The sequence below is a fragment of the Pseudomonas sp. NPDC098747 genome (assembly GCF_044760045.1).
GTDB lineage: Bacteria > Pseudomonadota > Gammaproteobacteria > Pseudomonadales > Pseudomonadaceae > Aquipseudomonas.
The window spans coordinates 1-11,050 of record NZ_JBIWAL010000061.1; the positions used below are offsets into that span (position 1 = coordinate 1).

Consider the following 11,050-nt stretch of genomic DNA (forward strand, 5'->3'; position numbering starts at 1 on the left):
TCGAAATAGTGCGTGTAGAGCTTATTCGCGTAGGACATCCAAGACCTTAAACGTCAAATACACATGAGAATTGCAGTCCACGAGTATCCAAACGCTGATCAAAATATCTAAATCAAAAACAATCAAAGATGCGCATGACGACAGCGTGCTGTGGCGCCGCGTAATTTCGAAGGTATGACCCATAGCAAGACCATTCCCTGAGCCCCTGCCTCAGCAGCATTATTGTTTTTAAATTGAGGGCCTTACGCCATCCAGAGCGGCGATATCGACCTTTCTGTGGTCAGTTGCGCCAGTCCGTTGGGCGTCATCAAGCGCTGACAGCCGCGAGCGTTCCACACGGTGCCGCCAATAACCCGGGTGACCTGCTTAAAACGTTTGGCAGTGCGCTGTTCGACTTTGTCGAACAGCGGGTGCAAGAGTCGAGCTTGCTCTTCGTCGATGCGGTGCAGGGTGACAGATGCAAGGCGTCGACGCCGCCCCCAAGGGCCTGGGCGCAAGTTCAGGCCGGGCACTTCGGCTGCGAATACACCAGCTTCAGGTCATTCGGCCCATTGCGCCCCTGTGGGGCGGTCAAAAAAGATTTCTGATACCTATTATCTTTTCATCCAATTCAAACTGACATCTAATAGCCCCGGAATATGGCAAGCCGGGGGCTATTCATGGCGGCCCTGACGAGGCGCAGCAGCTTGCTGCTGTGGTGCGAACCTTATTCCGGGATGGAGCTCCTTGAGGCTCATACTCGCCCCGCGCTGTCTCAACAGCGCGTGGATTTTTTTTGCCTCCTCATTCTCATCCTGCGCGGCGCCCTCAACATCCTCACTCACTGAGTACTTTTAACTTTCATTGACGTTCATTGCGTTGCTAAATGGGCTCGCTGAGGGTTGGCAAAGCGGCTCCCCGGTCGCTTTCATGGGATGACTTCGTAAAGTACGACGCGCCAACCCTCACACCCCGTCCCCAACCTCACCAGGACGGGGCCACCACCCAGCCGCTTTGATAAAGCGCGTCCCCTCTGCGTCCTCCAACCATCCACACAGTGGAGTTTCAACAACTTCCGTGGTCAGCTGGGTCAGCCCGGGACATGGCGAATAGCCGCAGCAGCGGGGCCGCGGAAAATCAAGAAAAAAATCCGCTCGGGAAGGCCCTTTCTGGCCCATGCTCGCGGCCCTGGCTCTATCATCCTCCGTAAACATGATCGCCAGCGCCCGCCTCGGCGAACCCGCCGAAAGGCGATGAGGTGCGGGTCTCAACACGGCCGATCGACCACCAGCAGGACCCGTTGTCCATTTCTCATCAAGCCAAACTGCCAGCCTGCGCACTTCCACACCGCTAGTTCGGCGTCATGGCCGGTTCCGCGCACCCAACTGCGCTCCACGAGGGCGGGCCTTGGAAGATGCCGCCCCGAACTCGGCCGACCTATTCGAATCGTACGGCCATTTTTGCAATCTTGATCAAAAAGCCTTGCTGAGGTTTGAGAATCCTGTCTTCTCAAACCCGCTTGTTTTGCTCGTTCGGACGATCATCGGCCGACTGTACACATGTAATATCATGGCCTGTAGCGCACTACGAAATCGTCCACCGCGCAGTCATTTTGACTCAGTGGCGATGTCGCGCCGCCAGTCGCCAAAGGACTCTCCCGGGTCCACGTAGCGCAGGGCCGTCTGCACGTCCCGCCAGCCGACATACTCCATCAAGGCCTTGGGGCTCCATTGGTTTTGCGTGGCCCAGGTCGCGAAGCCGCGGCGTAATGAATGCCCGCTGTAGCGTTCCCCCGCGACACCACCGCGCGTCAGCGCCCGGCGCAACACCCGCGACACGCTGTACGGGTGCAAGGCGGTCGGGGCCAGATGGCCCCAACGGTCGATGCCACAAAACACCGGCCCACTCTGCAATTGACTGAGGGCCAGCCAATCCTCATAAGCCTGGACCGGGCACAGACGTTTTAAGGCAGGCACGCTGACGGTGCGCCCTTGGTAATCTCGGTCAGATTTGCTACTGGAGAGAAACAGGGTCAGCCCTTCTCCGGGCACCAAATGGTTGGTTTCAATGCGCAGACGACACAAATCATCGCTGCGAAAGGCGCGCCAAAAGCCCAGCAACAACAAAGCCCGATCTCGACCGGCGCGTAGGCGCACCGGCCGCTCGGACGATCCCTCCTCAACCTGCAGGGCCGCGACGCACAGCTCCAGCTCTCGCAGGAGCAAAGGCTCGGCTTGGCGCACGGGCCGCGGGTGCAGGGCCTGAATGCCGCGTAACACGTCCCGCACCTGCGGCGTCTTGGTCGGATCGGCAAAACCGTGGTTTTGATGCCAGCGGGCCAACGCCGCCAGGTGGCCGCGCAACGTACTGATGGCCAGGCGTTCCGCGTGCTCGGCCAGGTAACGCACGATCGCTTCACTGGAGGCAGGTAAAAAACCGCCCCATTCGGCCTCGTAGTGGGCCAAGGCCTGCTCATACCGGCGCGTGGTGCTTTCTCGTCGCGCGGCCTGCAGGTAACGCTCTGACGCCGAAGTCATACTTTTACCTCAGGCCTGGCAGGTCGTGGCGCGTAATAAGCGCGGACAGCATCACGATAAGCCAGTGGACGAGCATGTCGGTCACCTTGGGCCATACTGCATATCTATCGGGAATCTACAGGAGCTCCTGACATGGCCCGCGGCGGTATCAACAAAACCTTAGTGCACGCCGCGCGTGGTGCGCTGTTGGCCCGCGGGCTGCATCCCAGCATCGACCTGGTACGGGTCGAACTGGGCAACACCGGTTCGAAAAGCACGATCCAACGCTACCTGAAAGAACTCAGCAACGTCACGGATAACCCGCTGCCACCCACCGTCGATGAAGAAGTGCTGTCGTTTGTAGGGAGTCTAGCTGAGCGTCTGACGCAAAATGCGCAGAAGGCCATTGCGGAGGAACGCGGCCAACTTGATCGGCAAAAGCTGAGTTATACCGAAGAACGCACGCAACTACGCGAGCGCCTTGAACAAGCACTGACCACAATCACCCAGGTGACGAGCGCACTGGAGCAACAGCGACAGTGCGAACGGATTCTGCGCGAGCAGTTACAAGACAGTGAGGGTGAACGTCAGCAATTGCGACAGCTGGTTACGGGCCAGCAACAGATGCTGGAAGAGCGCGCCACTCAGCTGCAATCCTTAGAGGAAAAACATCAACATGCCCGGGAAGGGCTGGAGCACTATCGTCAAGAGCAGTTGGCCCAGCGCGGCCAGGAGTTACGGCGGCACGATGAACAAACTGAGCAATTGCGCAAAGACCTACGGAGCCTTCAGAACGCGCAACTGGCCAAACAGGAAGAGTTAGTCACCGTGTACCGCGATCAGGAACGCCTGCTTACTGAACACCGGGCGCATCAGTTGGAATTGCGTCAACTAAGTCAGGCACTGCGTGACAGTCAGCAGCGCCAGGACGGGCTGAGCACCCAGTTGCAACAACTGAAGACCGAACACGCCGTACTAGGTGAACGGGTCAAACCGTATCTGCTGCAGCACCGCAAGGATCGGCGGCAGCTACGCGAACAATCACGTCAAATTGAGACGTTGCAGAGGCTCCTGCGCCAGTTGACGCCCTCACCCTAGGCCAGTTACCGGACGATGACCATACCTTTAATTCATCGATAGGATTTCAATTAAAAGGATGTCAACTTCGCGGATGTGAACACTGCAAACCTGACTCTCCGGCCATGTTTGGCAAACAGTTTGGTGGGGCCTATTTAGGCAGTTCAACTGATGGTGCTGAAGTAGATCGGACAGCACTTGGGTCTGCGCCTAGCGGACGACGGTATCGACGCGTGGCGTATGCAGCAAAGACTTTATTGATCCTCGCATGTCTTGTCGCCGTATCCACGCTGTTGAGCAGTTTGGCTTCGCGCGCGACCTGCTCTTCTTACGGGTTCCAGAATGGCCGGGAGGTTCACTAAACAGTATTTGTTGGCTGCATGGTGTAGGCCTATCACACTTCGTTGCCGCGCAATGAAATTCGAGGAGTGTAGTGACAATTTACTGATGCGCTTCTTGCGAAGCGGCATTGGGAATCCAACCAATGCTAGGAACAGGAACATGCTGATATGGACCCGCACAGTAGGCAATCAATCAACGTCGATGACGAGATTACCGTGACCGCACTAGGCGTAAGCGGCCAGCAAGTAAGGATAGGCATACGTGCACCAGGGGATGTTCCAGTGCATCGCGAAGAGATCTACGAGCGGATTCAAACCGGCGCGCAAAAACCGCCGCCAAGATAGCCCGTCGCTAACCAACGCTCTCGCTGAGAACAAATCGATGAACCCTGAGGCACAGTGGTCGATGGATACTGCGCATACCATCACCTCAGAGTTCACCGATACCGCGTGACTGTGATGTCAGGAAAAAACAACAGACAAATGAGCAAGATAAATGACCATTAAAATTGCGATGCCTATCATCATGCAGATGGTGATATCGATGTGCATGACGTCACCCATTGGCGCATAGGGGAAGGATCCACGGACGGGAGCACGCGCCTTCATTGAGCTTAGATCCGACTCGAAGAATTTACTGGTATCCCTTGCCCATGTTTCTGACACCGCAACTTCGATGAAGGCGCTGCCAACTGCGCAGGTTCCAGTTCGTGTATCGATTAGATGCGATGACGGGTGGACTATCAAGACGAACTCTTCAGTGTTTATACAGCTCCCCCAGTTTACCCATAAAAAGCCCCTCTGCTTCAGTCAGGGCTTGCGCTTTTAGCGCACCATATTTGCCACGGCCACCACAGCTCTGGCACGCAACGATTGAATTTTCCTTCAATTTTTCCGGGAGCCTGACATTGGTGCCGCCACACCGCGCACAGCGAACTTTTATTTCCATCCAAATTCTCCTTGATACCGGTTGTGCCAAGAAATCGCTCGTAATGCGGCTTGTTTCGACGCTTAACAGACCTGAAGGCAGGTGCGCATATCACTATGCCTTAGCGCCAACGGACTGCCAATACAGACGATCCGTCTGTCAGCGGTATCCGTTTGACGGGTGATTCGTGTTTAAAACTCCCAAGGATTTCTTCACTGTTTCCATACGCCGTGACCTTGCCGGGCGGAACCTTGCGGAAGTCCCTTCCGGTCAGGGCGACGATCTATGCATTCGAATAATCCGCCAATCAGTCGAAGACCTACATGTCACCCGCTACGCCGACAATAACTAGTAAGAGGGGCTGGAAAGAATCGTAGAAAGCTGCCTCCCGGTGATCAGCGTAGAGGCATCAACCCTCATATTTTTGATGACCCTAGTGCGTGGTAATACATGCCGAGCGATTCACTGCGCGAGATGCGCGCGACCTCATCGAGCGCAAGGCTCGCGCACAACGAGTCAGCGCTACGCTTAACCAGCTGGCTGAGTGCTCCGGAAACAGGAAAAATCAGATGGATGAACATGAAGAGTGTGTGAGCGGAATCCCAAACGTTCACTTGCAATGACAGCACGGCAAATTGATGGATCAGCAAATCGTCTTTCCGACGCAGATCTTTGCGAAGGCATGGTCCAGGCAAACCTTACTCATGGCTTCATCCGAGAACGAATCGCTCAAACCAACTCATCGTACTCACGATACAGAAAGCGGACTTTGAACAGAGCTCCATCAACAGACCAACGCCCGCCGTCTTATAGCGTTTCAGATCCGTTAGGAGAGTAAGTCATGCCTACCGCGCGAGTCCAAAGCCTGAATGACGACTGCTCCTTGATCTGCAAGCAGAGCAGATCTGTAGGTCCCCGTAAAGAGGCTCCGAAGCTGCCCAGAAGCACGCTCATTGTCGGTATCGAATCGCCGGTTGCATTGACCGTGCATGCGAACTGCTGGTGACGGGAGACTCGCCATGACCGGCATTCAACGTATTAGCAGCCGGCATGCCATCTGGCGCGGCGCTGGTGGCGCCCTCCTTCTCAGCACCATTTGTATCTCACGACAATTTGCAGCATGATTACCCAATAACATTACCACTCAATCACGGCGCCCGACCCGCTGCGGGCGGCGCGGAGTTGCCAAGGCTTGCAGCTTGGCCTACGAATTGTAAGAGTCATCAGCGGCGTCGACCTAGTTAGCTAGCGCATGAAGCCGAATACTGAACTCTCCAAGTTTGACTGCGGCACTGAACACCCTACCTTCTAACCGCATGAATTCAAGGATTTGGTCAGCGGTGAATGGATAGTACGAACGTACGTACTCATCAACTGCGTGACGCGCAACATCCCACTCTTCTACATGGAGATACATTTCGGCACGCTCATTGACGGTCATGGGCTGCTCCCCATCATGGGCCATGTGAAAGCTATAGTTCACACCTTAAAATTGCGCCAATCAACTGATCGAGAGAGTTATCGAACTCGCGATTCTCGAAGAATTAATAGTGTGAAGCTTCCGGTAAATCTGCGCCGAAGCCGTTTAGGAGTCAGATAGTTGAAATGAATTAACCATGCGCCATCCGATTTACGTTCTGAATCGACGTAGTATGTAGCGACTTCATCTTCTGTCATCTCTATGTATGCGGATATCTCTTTATTGGTTGGTCTATTTTCCATGGAGCGCGCTCTTAAGTTCATGCCAAACACCAAGCAATAGATCACAATCATTCAAAACGCCAGTCCATGGAGGTCGCCATGCCCAAGAAACAGCAACCGGCCCAGCGCTACCACCATCGGGTGCCGCAAAAAGCCTATCTGCTGATCCTCGATCAAGGTTTGTTTTTTTGAAGGGATCGACCGGCACCGCCTGCAAATGACCTGAGAAAAATTAACATCCTGCGACACATAGAGCGCGGCCATGAAGCACGAATCACCGGATAAAAAATTGGTAGATGCTTCGAAGCCGCTTTTTTGGATGGATATTGTTGTTGTGATGTTTAGCCTCATTGAGAGCCTAGGGATCATCGTATGAGCACCATCATCACTGTCCGCTACTCAACTGGCGTGACAAGCTATCACCACCGATGTGGAGCAACGCTAGCAGCTGGCGATGTGGGAAGGTGCCCGCCCGGCAACGCCCCTGCCACCCCTAACAGGTTAATGACATACCGGGCAGACGGCGCCAACCATACAGCGACAATTCCCTCTCTTAAAGTCATTCCGCTAAAGCGTGAGGACGAAGTGATGCCTGAAGAAACGGTGGAGCCATGGGAAGGTGAAGACCTCCTGCCCATTGGTATTCAGCTACTCGACCTCACAAGCGTCTGACACGAAAATCAGTAGTGAAATATGCGAGTGATCACCGCCTGGTTCTCGAACGCGTGAATGGTTTCGAGGTTTGCATCTTTACAATCTTCCCGTCGAAATCCGTGCGCCCCGTTCCAATGTCCGATCAGATCGCCGACGTCGAACGCGATCACGGCATTAACGAAATGCTCAGCTACGTCAAAGATCCTCCAGGCGGCCACCATGGGAAGCGCCACCTTGGCCAGCTCCAGATTTAGCAAGAGCTTGCCGTAACCTCTATGACACAGACTATCGCAAGCAGGTGGACCGTGACCCCGCGTCAATCCAAAACCGGCGAAGCTCTTCGCTGTGAGGGCTTTACGATATCCGCTGTAGGACTGGAAATCGTCAGGCCCGTCCTTGGCCAGACAACACATTGTGATGGCCGACGGCGCGCAGAAGTGCGCCAATCACACGCACTACTCAGTTAGCTCCCGCCGGTGCATTCTTACTGCTGGAGACTCAAACCTACAGCTCCACGGCCTGCCGGATACCGGCGGCGAGTAATTTCTATGTCTCTGGAAAACATTTGAGTCCTGAAAAGCATTGAGATCCCATCCATCCCGCTGCATTTATCCACGCCTTACGAGCGTCAAACGGTGCATAGTCACAATCAGTCACAGCAAAGGCTCTCTGAACCCGACCGTTAGCCGTTAAAGCTGACTACCTGATTACCCTCCCTGCTACCCCTTGCTCACTTTTGTTGCCCAGTTGATCCGCAACCTTCACGGCGCCCGATCCGGATGCCTGGATTACTCCGATGTTAAATCGGTGAAATCTGCCCCAGACACGCATTTGGCCAGCAACCACCTTCCGTTTCAAAAGGAGGCTGTTTGCGCCCCACGTCAATCGGATGTGCAGTTGCTTCCGCGAAATGAGGTGCCAAATATTTTCCCATCGACGATTTCAAAGGTAGTAGCACAATCTAGGTTCATGATGGTGTCCGGTGTACCACCATAGCGGTGGGTGTAAGCAGTCCTGCCGGAGAACGTCGTCTGATACATGGGCTCCGCGCCCTGCACTATTATCGTCTGGCTGCTTCTGTAAACTAAAAACCGGTGACCATCAGTTTCAAAAACTTGGTTAGGCGGCCCCCAACTTCGAAGTAGACTTAACTCATCGGTACCCTTCAAAGCGTTGAGCTTACTCTGATATTTGGCCTCGGTTGCACAGGCGGTCAGCAACAGGACGATGAGCACCAGCGCAAGGCGATTCATATCACTCTCCCGTTTCTGTTTTCTACTGATTTCAATCTACACCCTATACATCAAGGCAGGCAGCGATACCGATAATGCATTTGGCCTTTCTCATGTTCAGTGTTTCAAGATCATGGTTGTTCAGTGATCACTGGCGGCCAACGTGTGGTTGATGGCACGCCGAGAATGCCGAGAGCATGTCCCCACATCCGCCACCATCACTTGAGGAATATCATTGGATTGGTGGGAATTAATCGTGAGCCTCGGCCACCATTGGTCTGTGCCTCGCTGTCGGGCAGAAAATCTGTGGTTCCGTGCTTATCCGGGCTAACGTTACATCGACTTTTAGGACCAGCAGGGCCACTTTGGTCCAGGTCGGCACACCCCTCGCGCCAGAAGATACGCATTTCTGCTTCACCTGCACCTAGCGCGCAGCCACTCAAAGAGCAAAGGTCAATCGCAGGTCGGCTTGGTAGCGTAATGAAGGCTCGAAAGATTAAAAACATCCTTAAAAGTCACGGTCTCCCGCGCTAGAACAGCGCGTCGCGTTTAGGGGCCTTCACCGAGCCACAGCGCCCGGTGTCGTCCATTTCCGTAGTCAACTACAATGTTTACGCCCTCACGGGGTTTGCCCACCGCGGAATTCGCTGAAGTGGAAATGCGGGTTGCTCAAAAAAGTGAGCCGAGTTTGCTCACAGAGGCAGGTGACGACGTTCTAAACCAATAGCTATTTTTGCTCATGCATGAATAGCCGGGCGATTCGGCGTCGGTGGAAATACCGCTTCGCCCGGACGTGCGCGGAAGCTTTTTACCTTTCAGACGAATGATTGGTAGCGGGTTGAGGCGAACTTCTTCGAACAATGAGCTCAATTGCACCAGCTCGCCCAGCCCGTGAAAAACAGCGATCAAGTTGATCAAGGTGCCTTTGCCGTGATTAAGCGAGAGCCGATGGAGCGGCTGACGACTGATCGCCGAATTCTCCGCCACTGTTTCAACCCTGATGTTCGTCTTTAGCCGCGACGCTTGCAGGCGCAACCCGACGGTGGCTGCGAGGACTTGAGCCGTTTGAACACGAAGTCGCATAGCACCTGCCGGGGGTTCTGAATCGATCATAGAGAGTTACTAAAACGACTCACCGCCGCTCCAAACTGTGCCAAAGAATCTGCATGATGCACTTCGGCCTTTCTTTCAGACGCTCTCGATTGATTGCGGTGGAGAAACGGTAAACACGGAGTTCAGGTGATGCGCTGATGAGTGGCGCCAAACGCCTGGGTCGGTCTGCTGGAAACCGACCCGAGCCTGGGCCAGGCCTACAGCCTGTTCGCGCCACCCGCACTGGCGATGCGCCACTACGGTTTTCGCTTTAAGTCGCGGGTCAACCGGATCGCGGTGTGGGCGGTCATTGCTGTAGGCCTGCTGGGGCTCTTTGCCTTATCCCCTGTGTTCGACGTCAGTAGGGAGTGATTATGGGTATGACAAATCAGACCCCGATACTGACACCACCTAATGCGATTCTGCCACTCGCTGTAACACGGAATTATATTATCCAGGGAACCCAGTGATATTATGATGGGGGTTGCTAACGCTTCGCGCCTTGAGCCACCCAGGCGTCCGCCCTGTCTCGTGGTAGGAAATCATGCCAATTGCTGATCTTCATACCACCAGCGAGGCACAAAACACCGACGAACGGTCATAACCCGGGACAACGCTGAACTGTCTCGTGTCATTGAGCCTATCAAACGAGCGTTCGATCTTGGGCATTGTACGTTGTTATGAAATGCAACGTAATGCAGGACAACATAGTAGGGGACCTTTATGGCGCACGAAGGCATCAACAAGCAATTGGTGCAACATGCCAAAACCACCCTGCTGGCTCAGGGTAAGCGCCCAACTATCGACGCAGTGCGCATCGCTTTAGGCAACACCGGCTCCAAAACCACGATCTCACGCTACCTCAAAGAACTCGAAGAAAAACCCAGGGCCGCGCTCGAGCGGCTGAGCGAGCCGCTGTCGCAGCTGGTTCTGGTTTTAAGTGAACGTTTGCAGGTCGAGGCCGAGGAGCAGTTAGCCAAGGCACAGGCGCAATTCTCCCTAGAGAAGATCCAGCTGCAAGAAAATTTGCAGAGTGTGGAAACCCTCATCGTTGAGAAACAGCGCGACCTTGAGAAACTGAAGACACGACTTAGCCAACAGACCTCGGAGTTATCACTGGCTCAAGAAAGCATCCAAGAACTAACCAGCTTATTACAGGAGCAATATACGAAAATAACGACTCTCAACAATGAAAAGCAGCATGCCTGCAATACCTTTGAAGAGTTTCGCCAGGCCCGGGAGCAGACATACAACACCGTGTTACAGCAGCACGCACAACAAATAGCGCATTTCACGGAAGAACAACGCTACCATACCGATCTGCTCAAGAGTGCGCAAAGAGACTTGGTAGAGTTTCATCATGAAAATGCTCGACTACTGCGAAAACTTCAGCGCACCTCACAGTTAACGAACGGCGTCAAAGAAACACCCACCACTAACACATGAACTTTCAAACCAAAAGTACTTAGTTTGCTGACTATCGCACCACTCCTTGCATAATTTTTCATAAACAACAGTCTTACTCATAAT

11 protein-coding genes and 2 pseudogenes are annotated in these 11,050 nt (G+C 54.1%); 5 read left to right on the plus strand and 8 right to left on the minus strand.

The annotated features are described in order from the left end of the window. Positions 1–242: 242 nt before the first annotated feature. Positions 243–512, minus strand: coding sequence for a hypothetical protein (locus tag ACIQVE_RS25175; protein WP_402813640.1), 270 nt, complete (start codon positions 510–512; stop codon positions 243–245). Between the two features lie 1,074 nt (positions 513–1,586). Continuing rightward, positions 1,587–2,516 (minus strand): site-specific integrase, encoded by a 930-nt coding sequence (locus tag ACIQVE_RS25180; protein ID WP_402813642.1) that lies wholly within the window; start codon positions 2,514–2,516, stop codon positions 1,587–1,589. A 132-nt stretch (positions 2,517–2,648) separates the two neighbouring features. Here ACIQVE_RS25180 and ACIQVE_RS25185 point away from each other — a divergent pair, with 132 nt between their 5' ends. Both ACIQVE_RS25185 and csrA read left to right on the plus strand, forming a co-directional pair. Beyond that, a complete protein-coding gene (locus ACIQVE_RS25185) occupies positions 2,649–3,593 on the plus strand; it encodes a DNA-binding protein (protein ID WP_402813644.1) in 945 nt (314 codons plus the stop codon). A gap of 480 nt (positions 3,594–4,073) precedes the next feature. Continuing rightward, positions 4,074–4,258, plus strand: a pseudogene (gene csrA / locus ACIQVE_RS25190) (carbon storage regulator CsrA). 412 nt (positions 4,259–4,670) lie between these two features. On the opposite strand, the gene ACIQVE_RS25195 reads toward csrA, so the two are convergent. From ACIQVE_RS25195 to ACIQVE_RS25205, 3 genes are all read right to left on the minus strand, one after another. Further along, the gene (locus ACIQVE_RS25195) at positions 4,671–4,862 is read right to left on the minus strand and encodes a hypothetical protein (protein ID WP_402813647.1); all 192 of its coding nucleotides are present in this window, start codon (positions 4,860–4,862) and stop codon (positions 4,671–4,673) included. 395 nt (positions 4,863–5,257) lie between these two features. Then, complete coding sequence (locus ACIQVE_RS25200) at positions 5,258–5,491, minus strand: hypothetical protein (RefSeq protein WP_402813649.1); 234 nt, start codon at positions 5,489–5,491, stop codon at positions 5,258–5,260. 587 nt (positions 5,492–6,078) lie between these two features. Further along, positions 6,079–6,282 (minus strand): hypothetical protein, encoded by a 204-nt coding sequence (locus tag ACIQVE_RS25205; RefSeq protein ID WP_402813651.1) that lies wholly within the window; start codon positions 6,280–6,282, stop codon positions 6,079–6,081. Between the two features lie 632 nt (positions 6,283–6,914). On the opposite strand from ACIQVE_RS25205, the gene ACIQVE_RS25210 reads away from it, so the two are divergent. Further along, positions 6,915–7,214: a hypothetical protein gene (locus ACIQVE_RS25210; protein WP_402813654.1), complete on the plus strand. Its 300-nt coding sequence runs from the start codon at positions 6,915–6,917 to the stop codon at positions 7,212–7,214. 8 nt (positions 7,215–7,222) lie between these two features. Here the strand turns inward: ACIQVE_RS25210 and ACIQVE_RS25215 are convergent, their stop codons facing one another. From ACIQVE_RS25215 to ACIQVE_RS25225, 3 genes are all read right to left on the minus strand, one after another. Further along, entirely contained in the window at positions 7,223–7,642 is a 420-nt protein-coding gene (locus ACIQVE_RS25215; protein ID WP_402813657.1) for a hypothetical protein, read from the minus strand. 435 nt (positions 7,643–8,077) lie between these two features. Continuing rightward, positions 8,078–8,449 carry a hypothetical protein gene (locus tag ACIQVE_RS25220; RefSeq protein WP_402813660.1) on the minus strand — a complete coding sequence of 124 codons (372 nt, stop codon included), beginning with the start codon at positions 8,447–8,449 and terminating at the stop codon, positions 8,078–8,080. A gap of 648 nt (positions 8,450–9,097) precedes the next feature. After that, on the minus strand, positions 9,098–9,541 hold the full coding sequence (locus ACIQVE_RS25225) for an XRE family transcriptional regulator (protein WP_402813662.1): 444 nt from the start codon (positions 9,539–9,541) through the stop codon (positions 9,098–9,100). A gap of 119 nt (positions 9,542–9,660) precedes the next feature. On the opposite strand from ACIQVE_RS25225, the pseudogene ACIQVE_RS25230 reads away from it, so the two are divergent. Both ACIQVE_RS25230 and ACIQVE_RS25235 read left to right on the plus strand, forming a co-directional pair. Then, positions 9,661–9,877 (plus strand): annotated as a pseudogene (locus ACIQVE_RS25230) (cytosine permease); the annotation flags it as partial. Positions 9,878–10,243: 366 nt separating this feature from the next. Then, positions 10,244–10,966, plus strand: coding sequence for a DNA-binding protein (locus ACIQVE_RS25235; RefSeq protein ID WP_402813664.1), 723 nt, complete (start codon positions 10,244–10,246; stop codon positions 10,964–10,966). Positions 10,967–11,050: the final 84 nt, after the last annotated feature.

Excerpts from the sequence above, each read along its gene's own strand:
- ACIQVE_RS25205 (WP_402813651.1), bottom strand. The coding sequence starts at position 6,282 with ATGACCGTCAATGAGCGTGCCGAAATGTATCTCCATGTAGAAGAGTGG.
- ACIQVE_RS25185 (WP_402813644.1), top strand. The coding sequence starts at position 2,649 with ATGGCCCGCGGCGGTATCAACAAAACCTTAGTGCACGCCGCGCGTGGT.
- ACIQVE_RS25195 (WP_402813647.1), bottom strand. The coding sequence starts at position 4,862 with ATGGAAATAAAAGTTCGCTGTGCGCGGTGTGGCGGCACCAATGTCAGG.
- ACIQVE_RS25220 (WP_402813660.1), bottom strand. The coding sequence starts at position 8,449 with ATGAATCGCCTTGCGCTGGTGCTCATCGTCCTGTTGCTGACCGCCTGT.
- ACIQVE_RS25225 (WP_402813662.1), bottom strand. The coding sequence starts at position 9,541 with ATGATCGATTCAGAACCCCCGGCAGGTGCTATGCGACTTCGTGTTCAA.
- ACIQVE_RS25235 (WP_402813664.1), top strand. The coding sequence starts at position 10,244 with ATGGCGCACGAAGGCATCAACAAGCAATTGGTGCAACATGCCAAAACC.
- ACIQVE_RS25210 (WP_402813654.1), top strand. The coding sequence starts at position 6,915 with ATGAGCACCATCATCACTGTCCGCTACTCAACTGGCGTGACAAGCTAT.
- ACIQVE_RS25180 (WP_402813642.1), bottom strand. The coding sequence starts at position 2,516 with ATGACTTCGGCGTCAGAGCGTTACCTGCAGGCCGCGCGACGAGAAAGC.